Source organism: Pseudomonas salomonii (assembly GCF_900107155.1).
Lineage (GTDB): Bacteria > Pseudomonadota > Gammaproteobacteria > Pseudomonadales > Pseudomonadaceae > Aquipseudomonas > Aquipseudomonas salomonii.
Genome location: NZ_FNOX01000014.1, coordinates 129,525 through 145,796 on the forward strand (window position 1 = coordinate 129,525; position 16,272 = coordinate 145,796).

A 16,272-nucleotide genomic window follows, 5' to 3' on the forward strand; every position below is an offset into this window, starting at 1 on the left:
CCATGAGTGACAGCAACCGTGCTGATATCGCTGTGATCGGCGCCGGCATCATTGGCGTCGCCTGCGCCCTGCAATTGGCCCGGCAAGGCCAGCGCGTGGTGGTTATCGACCCACAGGCGCCGGGCATGGGCGCCTCCTATGGCAACGCTGGGCATTTGGCCACCGAGCAAGTGTTCCCGATTGCCGACGTGTCGATCCTCAAGCGCCTTCCCGCCATGCTGATGGACCCCATGGGCCCGCTGCGCCTGGACTGGAAGTACCTGCCACGCGCCCTGCCCTGGTTTGCACGGCTGTTGCTCAACCTGCGCCCGGCAAGCTACCAGCGCACCGTGGCGGGCATTCGTGCACTGAACGAGGCCAGCCTGGGCGCGTGGCAGCGGCTGCTGCTGTCCATTGAGCAGCCGCAGCTGTTGCATACGGACGGTTCGTTGTTAGTGTTCGAGCGTGCTGAGTCCGGGGAAGCCATCGACGCGTTGCGTCAACGCATGCAGCAGCAGCATGTGCCGGTGGAATTCTGGCCCCGCGAGGCCATATGCAAGGCCGCACCGCAACTGAGCGAGGCGATCCAGGGCGGCCTGTTCTTCCCTGCTACAGGGCATTTTATCGACCCATACAGCGTGGTGGGCGCACTGGTGAGCGCGGCCAAGGCGTGCGGTGTGCAGTTTGTGCAGCAACGCGTACTGGATGGGCGCCTGGAGTCGGACGGCGTATCACTGCTGACCGATCAAGGCAGCCTGAGCGCTCGCCAGGTATTGATCGCCTGCGGCGCCCATTCGGCCAAACTCACCGCTGCACTCACCGGCACATCGGTCCCGCTGGACACCGAGCGCGGCTATCACCTGATGCTGCCCCATGAGCACCAGCGCCTGCCCTTTGCCGTGACCTCGTTCGAGCGCAAATTCATCATGACGCCCATGCGCGATGGCTTGCGCCTGGCCGGCACGGTCGAGTTCGCAGGCTTGGCGCGCCCCGCCAATATGCAACGCGCCTGGCAGTTGCACCGCTTGAGCCAGGGCTTGTTTCGTCAGGACTTGAGCACCCGTGACGCAACCCCTTGGATGGGCTTTCGCCCGTCGCTGCCGGACTCGCTGCCGATCATTGATCGGGTGGCGGATGGCAAGGTATTGCTTGCGTTTGGGCATCAGCACTTGGGGTTGACGCAGGCGGCGGTGACGGCGGAGATGATCGTGCAACTGGCCGCGCCGGGTAAGCGCATGGCGTTGCCGGACCTGGCCCCTTACCGCTTGGCGCGTTTTTAGGCTTTGTGGCGAGCAGGCTTGCCACAGTGACAATCACAGTGACAGTGCTCGCCCCCAACGCTACTTGACCAAGCGCTTCTCTTTGGACGGCCGATAGCCGAAATACGCGCTATAGCACTTACTGAAATGGCTCGGCGACACAAACCCGCACGCCACAAGCACATCCACCTGTGACAGCTCGGTGTGCTGCAACAGGCGCCGCGCCTCGGTGACGCGCAGCTCCATGTAATAGCGTTGCGGCGTGGTGCCCAGTTGCTCCTTGAACAGGCGTTCGAGCTGGCGCCGCGAACGGCCGGCGTAGACCGCCAATTGGTCCAGTTCCAAGGGTTCTTCGAGATTGGCGTCCATCAGCTTCACCACTTCACGCAGTGGCGCGCTGACGCTGATGTTCTCTGTGGGTTTGATACGCCGGTAGCGCGACTCTTCAAACGCCAGGATGTCCTCGATGCCTTCGACCAGGGCTTTGCCATGCAGGCTTTTGATCCAGTCCAGGGCCATGTGGAACGCGCCCGAAGGGCTGGAGGCCGTAAGGCGATCGCGGTCGATCACGAAGGGTTCGCTGGTGACCTCGGCGGCCTTGGACACTTCCGACAGCGCCGGCCGATGCTCCGGGTGGATCGCACAGCGATAGCCCTGCAACAGCCCGGCGCGGCCCAGGAACCAGGCGCCGTTCCACAGGCCGGCGAGGCTCACGCCTTGTTCGGCGGCGCTGCGCAACAGCTGGGTGAACTCATCGCCGGCTTTGAGCTCGGTGCGAAAACCACCACAGATCACCAACAAATCCAGGTCTGGCAATGCCGACGCCTCCAGCCGCGCATCCGGGCGGATCACCAGGCCCAGGTCGCTGATGACTTCACCCTCGTCACAGCCGAACGTGCGCGTGGCAAACAGATCGGGGCGTAGCAGGTTGGCAGTGATCAGGGTGTCGAGGGTCTGGGTGAATGCCGGCAGGGAAAAGTGTTCGAGCAGCAAAAAACCGACGCGGGTGACCGGCGACGGCTGTTGGAAGTTTTCATTGAGGTAGCGCAGGTTCTTGCCTTTCATGCCACCGCTGAACTGGCGTCTTTCCATCGAGGCTTGGCCCACTCTTATTATTGATGCAGTGGGCGCTATCTTAGGGGCAAATGCGCCGGCTGTCGTGCCGCATTCCCACGAAGAATAATTCCGCTGCTGCGCGCCGCTCTACTGGCCGCCACCCCGATGAAGGATGCTTGCTTGGTGATAGTCAACAGGGCCTTCAAGCCTGATCTTTACTAAATCGCCCGCCTCCCAGGCCCTTGGCCTGGCCGCTGCGGGCCCATCTGATACGGTTTTTTCTTTACTATCTGCGTCTGTATCGAAACGCCAGTGAAGCGGACAATGGGCGCCATCCCGACACTCCTGTCGACTCCCTTCCCTTCGGAGGCCTTATGACCAAGATGGCACTTTTCCTGTTCGGTTTTCTGGTGCTGACCATCGGCATCGGCTTGCTGGCAACCATCTCGCCGGTGTGAGGCACTGCTTCACGCAAAAAGCATCGGGTACAACGACAGTACCAACAGCGCCGCCATCGACCCGTTGAATACCCGCAACCAACGCGGGTCGCGCAGCACGTTGCGCAAGCCACTGCCACAGCCCACCCACACGCACACACTGGGCAGGTTGACCACGGCAAATACCAGTGCGATCACCAACACATTGGTCACGTAGCCTTCGGCCGGCGTGTAGGTGGTGATCGCCCCCAGCGCCATGATCCACGCCTTGGGGTTGACCCATTGAAACGCGGCCGCGCCCAGAAAGGTCATGGGTTTGCCACGCTCGTCAGGGTTCTCGGACATGCCGCCAGCCGTGGCGATCTTCCACGCCAGGTAAAGCAAATAGGTCGCGCCCACATAGCGCAAAACCGTGTAGGCCCACGGAAATACCTTGAACACCTCACCCAGGCCCAGACCTACCGAAATCACCAACAGCATGAAGCCGATGCTGATCCCCAGCGCGTGGGGCATCGAACGGCGAAAGCCAAAGTTCACCCCCGAGGCGAGCAACATGGTGTTGTTCGGGCCGGGCGTGATCGAGGACACGAAGGCAAACAGTACAAAAGCGGACAACAGGCTGGTGGACATGAACATGGCGCGGCATCCAAACGGTAGTGGTATGCCTGCGACAGTAGTGGGTTACAGCCCTAGTCGCCCCGTACAGCTAGGGGCGGATCGAGGCGTACACTTTGGCGTTATCGAGCAGTTGGCGACAGTGTGCGGCGCTGGCTTGTGTGCCTCGACCATCAAAGCCGGAGTTGCGCGGCTGTCGAGCTGTTGGAGGATTTTGCATGGCTGTGTAAGGCGCATGGGTTAGGCTGGAAGCGGTAAGAGGTTCTACGCGCAAAGACCAAGGAAGAGCATGATCACCATTCATAAAGCGACAACAGCTGATATCGAGACGCTGCGCGAGGTCGGCTGCCAGACCTATCGCGAGCATTTTTCGACGTTATGGTCGCCTGCCGGTATGCAGGGTTTTCTTGAGCAGGATTTTTCACCCACTGCGCTGCGCCAGTCACTCGAGCTGCCAGGCAGGCATACGTGGTTTATTGCTTGCGATGAACAAGGCAAAGCCGTCGGGTTTGCCAAAGTGAATTGGGCAGTGCCTGCGCCGTTAACCGGTGAAGTGGGCGCAGAGCTGCAGAAAATCTACCTGCTTAAATCCGCCGCCGGGTTGGGTTACGGCAAGCAACTGTTGCAGTGTGTTCGCGATGAAGTGGCGCAACGTGGTGAACAGTTATTGTGGCTGGACGTGCTCAAAACCAACGTCAGTGCACAGGGTTTTTACGAGGCATTCGGGTTTCGGCGCATTGGCGAGATCCCCTTCAGCACGGATCTTGTCGACATCGGGATGGTCGTCATGGCGCTTGAACTCAAACCGCAGGTGCAGAGATAAATGGCAGAACTGATACAGGGCCTCGACGGGCCCAGAACCGCGCAACAAGAATTGTTTTACGACCTTGACGATGCACAGGCAGTTATCGGCTGGTCGGTGGTTGAGCTGACAGCGATGGCCGCGAACGGCAGAACACCCGATGAAGCGGTGGCGCTGATGAAAATGTGCGAACTACTGGCTGCGCAACAGGCAAAGCTTGGCGTATACGCCGAAGAAGTGAAGGCGCAACGGATTGTCCGCACTGAGGCCTAGTGAGCAATAAAAAGGAATTTACACATGCCGTTTTCATTGGAAGAAAAAACCGCTTTGCTCGCCCTCAAGGGCGTAGGCCCCACAGTGCTTACACGGCTGGAGCAGTTGGGCATTAACTCATTGGAGGTGCTTGGAAAGTCGGACGTGGGCGACATACTTGCGCAAGCATCGGCAGCAGTCGGGTCGACCTGCTGGAAAAACAGCCCCCAGGCGCGGGCGGCAATTACTGCGGCTGTGGCGCTTGCGAGGGCGACCAAGCCACCCATGCCCACCACTCGCAGCGGAACGATATTATCAGGGGAGCACACGGGCTGGACGATAACGATCCAGGATGACACCACAGGCGAAACCGGAGGCTATTACCTCTACCTGGCCGACGACCAGTTCAACGGTTTCGATGCATGGTTTGAAGCCAGGGAGCCGTTGGAAAGGGAGATTTCTGAACTGGAAGTTCGCTGGGATTAATGTGCTCGAGAGCCGTCAGTCAATGATCACATCCAGACCTTGTGCCTTCAAACGGGCAAGGTTGTCCTTCATCTGCTGCAACCGCTCAGGCGCATGCCCCTGCCACTTCGTCACCTCAGCCACCACCCGCAGCGGCTCCAGCGAGCGATACGACAGCGTTGGGTTGCCGGCAAATTTCTTATCCGTCACGTTGGGGTCGTCCACGATAGGCCCGGTAGGCTCAACTACATAAATCCGCTCTGCCCCCTCGCCCAGCGCCAGCTCCGCGCCCCAGATTGCAGCGTCCAACGTGCCCGCGAAATACACCCAGGACAGTGGCTTGCCCGTTGTGAGGTTGGAGGGGTAGCCGACGCGGATGGTGTCGCCTGGCTCCAGGTCAGCCCGGGTGCCGTGGAAGAACTGGCGGGTGAATACGCCAGCAGTAGTGGACATGGGCTGGTGATCCTTGGAGGAAGGGAGTTGGCTTAATTGTCTAGTCCTGAAATAGGTTTACACCTGTTTCACCCCAACGCCCGATGTATTGCAGGCGTTTTGGACCACCTCAGCGTCAACCCCCTATTTCCAGCTATTTCTCGGCCCCCTATTTCCCGAAATGGCCGGAACTTATAACCGCGACCGGAGGGCTTTTGCGGTTCCTCGGTTCCCCTGCTCGGAGTACAGCGAAAGGTCAGGTAGTCCAGGATCACAGGCTTCAACATTCCAGCGGTCCTGAACAAACTCCAACTTGACCAAGCGTAGCAAGTTGTCGCGATGTTTCAACAGGCAAAAATAGGCCATATAGCCAAAAGTCGGGTCACGGGCGTCGGGCTTATCGACATCGACAAAGGCGGTGTACACCCGGCCCGTTTGCAATGGGATAGGGCCGTGTACGTCCGCCGCCTGCGCAGGTGTTTGGCCATACGTGATACACGACAACAACGACTGCACCGTCCTGGCTTGACCGGTCAAATAAAATGACCAGACCTCTGTGTAGGGAGCGGTTGTGGTGTCACTGACAATCACCGCGCTAAGCTGGATTGGTCCCTTTGAGTAGTCCAGCTCACCAACGCCTGGGGAGAAACACGGACTCTCATTTACCAGCCTCACATCCAGCTCGCCCAGGCGCGAACGGGCCTGCGCTGGATTGTCCGCGCTGCTGATTAGCAGCGCCACCACAATCAGCCACCCCGCCAGTAGCTCGGACAAACTAAACAAACGGGGGTAAGTTATCAGGTGAAGAAGGATCTTTGAGAAAATCACTTAATACATCCTCATACAGCGTTAAGCTGGTTGCGTATTTTTTCATCGACATCGCGGCGGGGGCCGCTTTGAACTTTAAGATAAAATAGTCGGCCAACACATCGCCTTGTGCCTCCATATTAAAATCTCTCAGACGGCGGCCTTCTTTCAGGGTATAGCTATAGTCCAGGCCGAGACGTACTGCGCCGCGGGTTTTAACCGGATAACCTAGCTGATATTGCCAGACATGCACCATTTCATGCATAAACCAATGCAAGACTGAATTGCTGGCTGCGGTGTAGTCCTGCCGATAATGTTTCGGATTAAAGTACAGCTCACCATTCGGAGTCATGGCGGTATCATCAGGTTGCAAACCAAATAATAGATATTCTCTGCCATGAACTTTAACTTTCTCATAATTAACAGCTTTGCCAAACAGTAAGTTGCAGGCGGCTATTTCTGCGCTGGTTAATCCGCGCACGTCATTCTTCAGCACGACCTTTTTCGACGACAGACCAAAGTCTTCCTGCGAGGTCTGCACGGTGCGTAGGCTGACGTTGCGAGCGCTGATGCCCTCTTCTTCCTCCTCTTCCTCTTCCTCTTCCTCTTCCTCTTCCTCAACCCCTACCCCAGCACAGCCCCTGGCGAAGGCGGTGTTCCGGTAAAAGGTGATGTTGTCCAGAGTGGTAGCCGTGTGGCTGCGAATGCGCTCAGTGTAACCGTTGGCATCGGTCGCCCCGCGAATCACCTGTCCGGTGGACAGGGTGAGGCGATAGCGGGTATTCGATAAACACTCATCGATGTCCGAGACAAACTGCAACTGTTCGTCAAAGGTCCGGCAGTGACACATCCATCCCCGGCCCAAGGCATCGTTTAATTCACAACCGTTGCTGATGTTGCGCAACTCACGACCATACACTAGGATTTCTGATACACACGAATACACAATGTCATCAAAACGCTCGGCAAATACGGCACGATGCTTCGTGAACACTTCAAATGTGGTTGTGCAGGAAGTTACTTCGGGACGTTTCACAACACCACTCCTTAGTCCATTAGAGTTCATCACACCAATGAAAGTCCTGGCACCATCACTGATTCAAAACAAGGTCAACTTAATTAGCTAAAAAATTGTGGTTTACCGCATACTAGTCACAAACCTATTATCACTTAGATTTAACGTCGTAGGATTTTTTCTTCGCGAAGACACCCCCCACCACCGTCGGCTCAATGAATATCACTTTTCGTTTAGTCGCACCCACACCGTAGGGCTGCATTCGAAAATGTCCTTTTCTCCAATGCGTTTTTTTTGGCTGGACGTCCCGTGCATGATTGTGACCTAGAGAGCTTTCGTACACAACACTGTCTTCAGGCTTAATAATGATCCGGTCATAAACCTTACGTAGCTTACTTTCATACTTTTTGATTTTTGGTAAAGACTTGAGCGCGACGACCTTCTTCAGCATTTCCTTTTTTTCGTTAAACGCGACATCACGGTATTGCTTGCAATTGATAAACAGCAACACCTTGGCCATATGATTCAGTGCTTCAGAGACATAGTTCATATCCCCAGCAAAGTCTTCATCCGCACCATACCTTTCTTCCACCCGCTTCAATTCCTCCTTGATGGTCAGCGCATTATCCTGAATGTAGAACCCTTGAACTCTCAACGCATCATCTGTGTTATGACTCTTACCGAGCGGAGAGCCTGTAAACATGAGTTCAAGAATTCTTAATGTCTGAGTGGTATCTACCAACGGATGCGCGACATAGCGCTGCATACCTTCGGTTCCGGGTTCTATTTGCGTCTCGGATATGTAGACGCCCTCAAGTATATGCTCATGCGTCTGCTCATTGAATACCCTGAGCGATGAGCTTCTATCTTCGGTAAACTCGATATAACAATTTTTAAACGGAGGCCTCAGGTATGAAATAGGAATATCATCGCCTATCTCAGTTTCTTCAAGAAGTTGATCAATGACATTGGAGGTCGTGAGTATGTTGCCATCCTGATTCTTGAATTTATATGGAAACAGCGTTGAACTCATTATAACGCCGGCCAAATGGTCAGTCGTACTGTTCACCCGAAACGACTCAAAAACGTCAGGACGCGTTGTCGCAAGCACGTTATTCAGAAAGTCGATTGAGCACGTTTCAATATCCAGCGGGCCGAATACCAAATCATAAAACCTGTCTATCGCCTGGGAATTTCGCTCTCCAAACTCAGTACAATTAACCCTTACAGGATGGGGTAATTTATAGGTGATATCCAAATCAGCTTCCTTACTAAAAAAAGATCATAAATCTATCGTATCGTGCTCAGGCACTCTTGGCTTGCCGAGGTAGATTATCTTTCCCTGCGCCGTTGGAAAATTCTACTCTTTAAAAAAAGACCTTTCGTACAGGCTACCTAGCCAAAATCTGAAAGTACGAACGCATCCAAGTTTCTATCACGCAACGACTTCAGGATAAGAAGTCTCCAGCCCAGCGTGAAGCGCTTATACGCGCAACGCTTCGGCATGCCCTTCTTTCCTGCGCCCAATAAAAAACCCCGTAGACGTTAATCTACGGGGCTTCTAAGAGTGGAGGCCGAGGTCGGAATCGAACCGGCGTAGGCGGATTTGCAATCCGCTGCATAACCATTTTGCTACTCGGCCTCAAACGATCAATGCCCTGACTGCTGACATTCACCGCATAAAAACTTGAGTGGGCTATAAAACCCTGCCTCTACTCTAACTTATTGAATACATTGAAGTTTTAAATGCTTCGTTGCGTTCGATGGGCGCCATTATGTACGTATTTGCTTTTACCTGCAACCCCTTGATTTCAAAAATATTTCGTATAGCCATCAAGGGGTTGCGGGCCTGCCCTACTCCTGGATGCGTTGCTGCTGATAGTGCGGGTCGGCCTTGATCTGGGCTTCGGTGAAGGGCAGCGCGCGCAGTTTTTTCTCGGAGAAGGCTTGGGTCTGGTCGTTGGCGTGTTTGGATGCAGGGTTGCTGGATTCGGAGAACGCCAACACGCCCAGCGCCTGGGGGCCTTGGTCGTCGAAGGTGACGATTTGCAAGTAGCTGGTGCCGCTGACGACTTCGCGTTTGCCGTCGGCGCGGGGCACGGTTTGCATGGCGTTGTAGATGCCCAGTTGTTGCGGGCCGCCGTGCAGGGGGGTTTGGCCGCTGACCTGGATGTCGCCCCAGCGCGTGGCCTTGAGTGTATTGACCTCGGCACTGGAGGCCAGCATGGCTTCGCGCAGGGCGTTGGCCACCTCGATGCGGTCGATCGCCAGGCCACGCGGCGTGGTCAAGGGCTGCGCCGAGTCGAAAGGCACGCGCCAGGCGTCGGGGATTTGCTGCAGGTGCTCGACCAGGTTGATGAAGTGCACCAGGCCGATGCCGCTGTCGAGGTTGGCGTGCTGGTCCCAGGCTTTCAGGCTGGTGCACAGCGGTTGCAGAGCGGCGGCGTCGGCGCCGAGGTGTTTGGCGCAGAACTCCAGCAGGTCGGGCATGACCTGGCCGGCGAGGTACACCTCGTTGTCCATGACCATGTTTTGCAGGTCGGCCACGCTGATCGGTTGCTTCTCCAGGGATTGCAGGCGTTGCACGGCAAAACGTGCGCGGGGGCCGAGGCCGATGTGGTCCTGGCTGATCACCGGGGAGAAGCCGGTGAGTGGCGCCTTGGGATTGGCCAGCCACGCCGAGTCGTTGGAGTGTTGCACGTAGTCGGTGCGCTGCAGTTGCGGCAGTTGGTCGGCCGCGAAGATGCCAGGCTGCGCCGCACGCGGGTCAACCTCCCAGGCACAAGCGCTGTGGGCGCCGTCAAGCATGATCATTTGCAGGCCGGCGCGTGGGTCGCTGCATTGCGCCAGTTTGGCGGCGCTGACGTTGGGCACCACCGACAGGTTCATGTACAGGCTCTGGCCCTGGTCGTCGGCGGCCACGGTATTGACCCACGGTATGCCTTGCAGGGTGTGCACCGAGGTTTGCAGTTCTTTAAGGCTGGTCGCGCGGTTCATCGCGTACCACTGCTGCAACACGCGGTCGTTACCCAGGTTGGCGTCGCGCAGGCTGAAAGCGTAGTGGCTGTCCCAGTCGAGTTTGCCGGGCCATTGCACCACCGGGCCGAATTGCGAGCTGTACACCGTATGTGTGACCTCTTTGAGGCTGCCATCGGGCTGTTTGACTTGGACCTTCACCGCACGCTGCTCCATAGCGATGGATTTCCCATCCAGCAGATAACGCGTGGAATCCTTGGGATCGAGGGTGAGCCGATACAGGGTGAAATGCTTGGACGTGTCCACCGTGTGGGTCCAGGCCACGTGCTGGTTAAAGCCGATATTGATCACCGGCAAACCCGGCAGTGCTGCGCCCATCACGTCCAGTTGGCCCGGGATGGTCAGGTGCATCTCATAAAAACGCATGCCACCGACCCACGGAAAATGCGGATTGGCCAGCAGCATGCCACGGCCATTAAACGAACGATCACGGCCCACGGCCACGGCGTTGCTGCCACGGTCGAGGCTGAAGCGTTGCTGATTGGCTGCGGCCAGTTCAAAGGCCCTCATGCTCGACGGCACAGCGGCAGTGGCGTTAGGCGGCGTGGCGCCGACCAGGGCTTCAGCGAATTGGCCGACACCGCCTTCCACCAGCAGCCTGCGCGTCAGCTTGACCAGGTCTTCCACTACCAGCGGGCGCACCCATGTGGCGTGGCACTGGGTCGGCGCGCCCTGCTCTTTCAGATAACGGTTGTAGCCGGCGACATAGCCTTCGATGCGCTGCTGCATCTGCGGGGTTTGCGCCTTCCAGAATGCGGCAACGGCCTGGGGCGTATTCAGCCACTTGAAAAACACATCACTGGCCAGGTTGTTGCGCTCTTCGAGGGTCGCCTGGTCCGGGCCGAAAAACCGCGCGCGCTCGCCGTTCACCGTGACCACTTCATTGGCCAGCAGGCACAGGTTGTCTTGCGCGTAAGCGTAACCAATACCGTAGCCCAGGCCACGCTCATCATTAGCCCGGATGTGCGGGACGCCGAAGCTGGTGCGACGGATATCTGCAGCAGCCTGTGTCACCTGTTCACGCGCTGAAGCATTCAGGCTCAGCCCCAGCAACAGCCCTGCCACGCATGCCTTGGACAACCGGTTGGAAATAATCACGCAAGCTCCACAGTCAAATGAACACCCTTACAAGGGGCAACGACCCCACCGTAAGAACGCAGGCAACCGGGAATAATTTAGCCGCTGCGGGTGTTTATTAAACGGCAGTTGAAGTGTGACAAAGCGGATACCGACAAAATTTCTACATCCGGGACTTCATGATTTCGCTCGCTCGTTCGTCTTATTCAAATAAGAGCGCCATCATTTTCCTGATCAGGCTCTGATAAGGAGTTTTTGCATGTACAACCCGCAATCGCCCACGGATGGACATTCACCGGCTGCCGACGCCAATTACGGCGGCAGCGCACAAGCATTCGGCAAAGCGCCCGAGCACGGCAACCAGCGTATCCGCCATTTGCTCAAGTGCTTCGGTTTGCGCACCAGCCTGATCCGGCTGAAGGTCATTGATGCCCTGCTCACCGCCGCCGACAACCAGCGCACACTGGGCGTGCGCGGCGTTCACAGCCATTTGCTGGAGCTGGGCATCCCGCTGTCGTTTCTCAGCGTGCGTGAGGTGCTCAAGCGCCTGTGCAGCGAGGGCGTGATCACCCTCAATGCCGATAAAAGCTACAGCCTCCATGCAGAGGCTGCCAAAGTGCTGGACGGTCGCGCCTGACGCTTTGGCCTGGCGCTCCAGCAGGTATCAGAAGTGAGGTTTGACCTTGCGCCGCATGATGCCGTTGATCACCACCACCACGACGGCAATCGCAATCGCCAGGTACTGGAACGTTTTTTCGCTGATCACGCCGGTGTTCTGCAGATAAGACAGGCCAAACATCGACGCCAGTACTGCCAGGGCGATCAGAATCGAATATTTCAAACGTTGCTTTTGGGTCATGACGGGTTCCTGAACCTTAAGAATGTATCCACTTTGTACCGCCGAGCATGCCAAGCACATACCCGGTTACGGGGATGGCACGGGTTCGGCAGGGTCATATGTTACAGGCGCTGAGAAATTTTGGCTTGTTCCGCGCCGGTTTGAACCTGTCGGTACTTTAGAGGATTTGAAAATGCTCCGTCGAATCACATTGCTGATTCCATTGCTGATCATGCTGACCATGAGCGGCTGCTTCTTTTTCCCACGCGGCGGCGGTGGCGGCTGGCACGACCACCGCTACGATGGCGGCCCTGGCTACGAGCGTCGCTGATACCGGGCGCCTCTCGCTTTCCAGGATGGAAGACGAGAGGCGCGCCATTCAACCAGCATGCACCCAGCGCTGATGCAACCACCGCGCACACCCATCCAGCGCAAACCCCAGCAACCCGATCACCACCACCATCGCCATCAACTCCGAATACGCCAGCCGATCGCGGGTGTCGAGGATGTAATAGCCCAGCCCCGCACTGACCCCGAGCATCTCGCACGGCACCAGCACGATCCACAAGATGCCGATGGCCAGGCGCACGCCGGTCAGCACATGCCCGACGACGCCGGGAATGATCACCCGACGCAGGGTTTCCCAGCGCGTGGCGCTCAGGCTTTTACTCAGTTGCAACCAGCGCGGGTCCAACTGGCGTACGCCCGCGGCGGTGTTGAGCATGATCGGCCACACCGCGGCAAACGCCAGCAGGAAGTAGATGGGCTGGTCGCCCACGCCCATCAGCATCACCACAATGGGCATCCAGGACAGTGGCGATATCATCCGCAGAAACTGGAACGCCGGTGTGGTGGCCGCCTCCAGGTTGCGCGAACTGCCCACCAGCAGCCCCAATGGCACACCGACCAACAAGGCCAGCAACAGCCCGACGAAAATACGCTTCAAGCTTACGGCGATGTGCAAGTAGAACTCGCTGCGCCCCAGCAATTCCCACAGGCTGCTGGCGGTTGCTGCGAGCGAAAAGCGCGCCGATAAACCCTCGGCGTCGCCAAACACCTTCACGCCCAACCACCACAGCAGCAACAAGCCCGCCAAACCACTCAGCCCCAGACACCAGCCAGGGATTCTGCCGTTGTTCAAACGCCGATCTCCTCGTGCCGTTCATAACCGTCGGGCAAGCCGAAGGTTTTCATGCCGCCCACGGATTCGATGGCATTGCGCACAAAGCGGTCGTCCACCAGGTCCTTGGCCACGAAGGCTGGGTCCAGGTCGGCGAGGAATTTTTTGTCGCCTTCGATCAAGGTGTCCTTCAGGCGTCGCACCAACTCCTCGGTGTAGCTGGGGAATGGGTATGGTTGGAAGTCGATGCGATGCTCGTCCCAATTGGCGTGCCGGATCGCGCCGTCGGCCAGGTACGCGGCACGGTCGGCGGCGGCCGGGGCCAAGACCTTGCTCAACACCGGCTCGGCATGCGGCGTATAGCGGTTGGGGCCGTCCTTGGACAAGAGCTTGACCGCCTCTTCGCGGTTATCACGGGTCCACACCTGCGCCTTGACGATGGCGTTGACCACCTTCTGCGACCACTCCGGGCGGTTGGTCAGGTCATGTTCGTGCATGAACACCACGCAGCACGCGTGATTGCGCCACACATCGCCGGTAAAGCGCTGCACGCGGCCGACCTTGAGGTTCTCTGCCAGGGCGTTGAACGGCTCGGCGACGATATAGCCATCGATGCGCTTGCTGGCCAATGCAGGCGGCATGTCCGACGGCGGCAACACGATCAGGTTGACCTCATTGGCCGCAATCGCAGAGCCGGCGGCACGCGCCACGGGCGTAAGGCCATTGTCGCGGAACAGTTGCTGCACCACCACGTTGTGGATCGAGTACCAGAACGGAATCGCCACCGACTTGCCGCCCAATTGCTTCACATCGGTAATGCCTGGCGACACGGTCAGGCCCGAACCGCCGACATGGTTCCAGGCCACGACCTTGGCCGGTACCTTGCTGCCGTAGCGCGCCCAAACCGTCATCGGCGACAGCAGGTGAATCACGTTGACCTGCCCGGAAATAAACGCCTCGATGACCTGCGCCCAACTGCGCAACAGCACCGGGCGCTCGGCCTTGATGCCTTCGGCCTCGAACAAGCCGTTGTTATGCGCGACCAGCAAGGGCGTGGCGTCGGTGATCGGTAAATAGCCGATGCGCACCGGTGCGTCCGGCTCACTGGCGGCGCGGGCCTGCAGGCTGCTGAGCAACGGCAAGGCACCGGCGGCACTGAGCACCGCCGAGAGTTTGAGAAAGTCACGGCGCGAGTGCGTGAGGTCATCCAGACACATGTGAAAACTCCTGTTGAGCAATGGGGTGGGGTTGAGGGCGGCTCGCCTGCCGTAAGGTTTTCAGAATCTCGATACGCAACGCGCCGATGGCTTCAACCTGCTCTTCGCGCGGTTGCGGCAACTCGATGTGCCATTCGCCCAAGGTCCGCGCCGGGCGGTTGCCCAGTAGCAGGATGCGGTCGGACAGCAGCAGCGCTTCGTCAATATCGTGGGTGATCAACACCGCCGCCGACCCTTGCTCGCGGTTGACCTTGAGCAGCAGGTGCTGCATGTCGGCGCGGGTGACTTCATCCAGTGCGCCAAACGGCTCATCCAGCAGCAACACCTGCGGCTGGCGGGCCAGGCAACGGGCCAACGCGGTGCGCTGGGCCATGCCGCCGGACAACTGCGCTGGAAACTGCTGACGCGCATGTTCCAGGCCGACCGCCGCAATGGCGTGGTCGACGCGCTGGCGGCGCGCCTCAGGGCTCAAGTGCGGCTGACGGGCGAAATCCAGGCCGAAGGCGACGTTCTTTTCCAGGTTCAGCCAGGGCAACAGGCTGGGGTCTTGAAACGCCACGGCCACCCGTGGATGCGGCCCGGCCAGTGGCTCGCCCAGCACCTGCACGCTACCGCCCCAGGGCGCCTGCAAACCGGCAAGCACCCGCAGCAAACTGGATTTACCCACGCCGCTGGGGCCGAGGATCGACACCACTTCACCCGCCTGCACTTGCAAGTCAAAGCCTTGCAACACCGGCCCGCTGGCATAGCCCAGGCAAATGCCCTGGGCGTTCAATACCGCCTGACTCATAGGTTGGCCTGGCGGTGCAGCTCGGTGCGCAGTTGCACCAGGCTGGGCGTCACGATCGGCACAAAGGCCGACTCGCGCCAGCGCCGTGCAAAGCCGCTGCCATGGGCGGTGAGGTAGGCTTTGCCGCCGCTGGCTTGCAGTTCCAGTTGCACCGCGCTGGCGGCGGTTTCGGCCAGGGCGATACGCAGTTTGAACAAGGGCACCGGCTCGGCGGCGAAACGCCCGGCGAGCAGGCCGCTTTTCAGTTCTGTGACCAGATGATCCAGGGTTACCCGCAGGGCCTCGAGCTCGTCACGCAGCACCGTACGTGAGGCGCCGAGGTGGTTGGCGACTTCCGCCAGGGAGCGCCGCGCCAGGCCGATGGACATGCCGCACTGCAAGCCCAGGAACGCCGGGCGCACCGCCGGTAGAAACTTGCGCGCATCCTCATGCAGCAACCAGTCGCGGCTCAGCTCCACGCCTTCCAGGCCCAGGGCCGCCGTGTTGCTCGATTGCAGGCCCATCAGCTCCAGGTCACGCGAACGCTGCAGGCCTGCGACCGAATCCGGGATCGCCAGGATAAACGGCGCGCCACCGCCGGCATGCTCGATCGCCGCCGCCGCGACGAAACCGTTCTTGCGCAGGTTAGTCACCCAGTGCAGGCGACCGTTGAGGGTCCAGCCATCATCGGTCGGCTGCGCGCTGATTTGCAGGGTTTCGATGCCGGACAAAAACTTCATGGCGTTCGACAGCCCGGTGGCCCCGGCCAGCTTGCCGCTGAGCAAGTCCGGCAGCAGTTGCTCGCGCAACCGCTCGTTCGGGCTCTGCAACAAATATTCGATAAAAGAGCGCTGGCCCCAACACACAAACGCCGCCGCCAGGGAATGGCTGGCCACATTGGCGATGGCTTCCACCGCGCCGGTCACATCACCGCCCAGCCCGCCCAGCGCCTTGGGCACGCCGATGCTTAATACATTTGACTCTGCCAGCCGTGGCAGCACTTCCTGTGGATCGCAACTGCCCACATCCAGGGCCTGCGCTTGAACATCGAGCCAACGGCTCAAGATTGGGTCAAGCATTCAATTCTCCTTTTCAC

At 58.6% G+C, this 16,272-nt stretch carries 18 protein-coding genes, 1 tRNA gene and 1 pseudogene; 7 read left to right on the forward strand and 13 right to left on the reverse strand.

All coding sequences use genetic code 11. The features are described 5' to 3' along the window. The first annotated feature begins 2 nt into the window (after positions 1 to 2). Positions 3 to 1,259 carry an NAD(P)/FAD-dependent oxidoreductase gene (locus tag BLV67_RS27440; RefSeq protein ID WP_069787380.1) on the forward strand — a complete coding sequence of 419 codons (1,257 nt, stop codon included), beginning with the start codon at positions 3 to 5 and terminating at the stop codon, positions 1,257 to 1,259. Positions 1,260 to 1,319: 60 nt separating this feature from the next. On the opposite strand, the gene BLV67_RS27445 is transcribed toward BLV67_RS27440, so the two are convergent. Then, positions 1,320 to 2,303, reverse strand: a complete 984-nt coding sequence (locus BLV67_RS27445; RefSeq protein WP_069787379.1) for a GlxA family transcriptional regulator — start codon at positions 2,301 to 2,303, stop codon at positions 1,320 to 1,322. 233 nt (positions 2,304 to 2,536) lie between these two features. Here BLV67_RS27445 and BLV67_RS32750 point away from each other — a divergent pair, with 233 nt between their 5' ends. Continuing rightward, positions 2,537 to 2,752 (forward strand): hypothetical protein, encoded by a 216-nt coding sequence (locus tag BLV67_RS32750; RefSeq protein ID WP_139114119.1) that lies wholly within the window; start codon positions 2,537 to 2,539, stop codon positions 2,750 to 2,752. A 9-nt stretch (positions 2,753 to 2,761) separates the two neighbouring features. Here BLV67_RS32750 and BLV67_RS27450 read toward each other — a convergent pair whose 3' ends face one another. Continuing rightward, entirely contained in the window at positions 2,762 to 3,367 is a 606-nt protein-coding gene (locus tag BLV67_RS27450; protein ID WP_065931550.1) for a LysE family translocator, read from the reverse strand. A 268-nt stretch (positions 3,368 to 3,635) separates the two neighbouring features. On the opposite strand from BLV67_RS27450, the gene BLV67_RS27455 reads away from it, so the two are divergent. The 3 genes and pseudogenes from BLV67_RS27455 to BLV67_RS27465 form a co-directional block, all read left to right on the forward strand. Beyond that, complete coding sequence (locus tag BLV67_RS27455) at positions 3,636 to 4,169, forward strand: GNAT family N-acetyltransferase (RefSeq protein WP_069787378.1); 534 nt, start codon at positions 3,636 to 3,638, stop codon at positions 4,167 to 4,169. Then, complete coding sequence (locus tag BLV67_RS27460; RefSeq protein WP_069787377.1) at positions 4,170 to 4,421, forward strand: hypothetical protein; 252 nt, start codon at positions 4,170 to 4,172, stop codon at positions 4,419 to 4,421. A 24-nt stretch (positions 4,422 to 4,445) separates the two neighbouring features. Then, positions 4,446 to 4,670, forward strand: a pseudogene (locus tag BLV67_RS27465) (helix-hairpin-helix domain-containing protein); the annotation flags it as partial. 231 nt (positions 4,671 to 4,901) lie between these two features. On the opposite strand, the gene arr reads toward BLV67_RS27465, so the two are convergent. The 6 genes from arr to pvdQ all read right to left on the reverse strand — a co-directional run bounded on the left by arr (position 4,902) and on the right by pvdQ (position 11,253). Beyond that, a complete protein-coding gene (gene arr / locus BLV67_RS27470) occupies positions 4,902 to 5,318 on the reverse strand; it encodes an NAD(+)--rifampin ADP-ribosyltransferase (RefSeq protein WP_065931553.1) in 417 nt (138 codons plus the stop codon). Between the two features lie 171 nt (positions 5,319 to 5,489). Then, entirely contained in the window at positions 5,490 to 6,125 is a 636-nt protein-coding gene (locus tag BLV67_RS27475; RefSeq protein WP_139114120.1) for a hypothetical protein, read from the reverse strand. Next, the gene (locus tag BLV67_RS33175) at positions 6,073 to 7,140 is read right to left on the reverse strand and encodes a hypothetical protein (protein WP_208604508.1); all 1,068 of its coding nucleotides are present in this window, start codon (positions 7,138 to 7,140) and stop codon (positions 6,073 to 6,075) included. The genes BLV67_RS27475 and BLV67_RS33175 overlap by 53 nt, the downstream gene beginning before the upstream one ends. Before the next feature lie 130 nt (positions 7,141 to 7,270). Next, positions 7,271 to 8,377 (reverse strand): AcrVA2 family anti-CRISPR protein, encoded by a 1,107-nt coding sequence (locus tag BLV67_RS27485; RefSeq protein WP_069787375.1) that lies wholly within the window; start codon positions 8,375 to 8,377, stop codon positions 7,271 to 7,273. Between the two features lie 310 nt (positions 8,378 to 8,687). Beyond that, positions 8,688 to 8,761 (reverse strand) — tRNA-Cys (locus tag BLV67_RS27490). 212 nt (positions 8,762 to 8,973) lie between these two features. Next, the gene (gene pvdQ / locus BLV67_RS27495; RefSeq protein ID WP_069787374.1) at positions 8,974 to 11,253 is read right to left on the reverse strand and encodes a bifunctional acylase PvdQ; all 2,280 of its coding nucleotides are present in this window, start codon (positions 11,251 to 11,253) and stop codon (positions 8,974 to 8,976) included. 238 nt (positions 11,254 to 11,491) lie between these two features. Between pvdQ and BLV67_RS27500 the strand changes: the two genes are divergently transcribed. After that, complete coding sequence (locus tag BLV67_RS27500; protein ID WP_069787373.1) at positions 11,492 to 11,869, forward strand: fe2+ zn2+ uptake regulation protein; 378 nt, start codon at positions 11,492 to 11,494, stop codon at positions 11,867 to 11,869. Between the two features lie 27 nt (positions 11,870 to 11,896). Here the strand turns inward: BLV67_RS27500 and BLV67_RS27505 are convergent, their stop codons facing one another. Beyond that, the gene (locus BLV67_RS27505) at positions 11,897 to 12,091 is read right to left on the reverse strand and encodes a hypothetical protein (protein ID WP_065931559.1); all 195 of its coding nucleotides are present in this window, start codon (positions 12,089 to 12,091) and stop codon (positions 11,897 to 11,899) included. A gap of 172 nt (positions 12,092 to 12,263) precedes the next feature. On the opposite strand from BLV67_RS27505, the gene BLV67_RS33045 reads away from it, so the two are divergent. Beyond that, a complete protein-coding gene (locus BLV67_RS33045; protein ID WP_162843025.1) occupies positions 12,264 to 12,401 on the forward strand; it encodes a hypothetical protein in 138 nt (45 codons plus the stop codon). A gap of 48 nt (positions 12,402 to 12,449) precedes the next feature. Here the strand turns inward: BLV67_RS33045 and BLV67_RS27510 are convergent, their stop codons facing one another. The 4 genes from BLV67_RS27510 to BLV67_RS27525 are packed head-to-tail and all read right to left on the reverse strand — an operon-like array spanning position 12,450 to position 16,255. Further along, positions 12,450 to 13,211, reverse strand: coding sequence for an ABC transporter permease (locus BLV67_RS27510; protein ID WP_065931560.1), 762 nt, complete (start codon positions 13,209 to 13,211; stop codon positions 12,450 to 12,452). Continuing rightward, positions 13,208 to 14,407, reverse strand: a complete 1,200-nt coding sequence (locus BLV67_RS27515; RefSeq protein WP_065931561.1) for an ABC transporter substrate-binding protein — start codon at positions 14,405 to 14,407, stop codon at positions 13,208 to 13,210. Before BLV67_RS27515 ends, BLV67_RS27510 begins: the two co-directional genes overlap by 4 nt. Next, positions 14,394 to 15,197 (reverse strand): ABC transporter ATP-binding protein, encoded by an 804-nt coding sequence (locus BLV67_RS27520; RefSeq protein WP_069787372.1) that lies wholly within the window; start codon positions 15,195 to 15,197, stop codon positions 14,394 to 14,396. Before BLV67_RS27520 ends, BLV67_RS27515 begins: the two co-directional genes overlap by 14 nt. Next, on the reverse strand, positions 15,194 to 16,255 hold the full coding sequence (locus BLV67_RS27525; protein WP_065931563.1) for an acyl-CoA dehydrogenase family protein: 1,062 nt from the start codon (positions 16,253 to 16,255) through the stop codon (positions 15,194 to 15,196). The genes BLV67_RS27520 and BLV67_RS27525 overlap by 4 nt, the downstream gene beginning before the upstream one ends. Between the last annotated feature and the right edge of the window lie 17 nt (positions 16,256 to 16,272).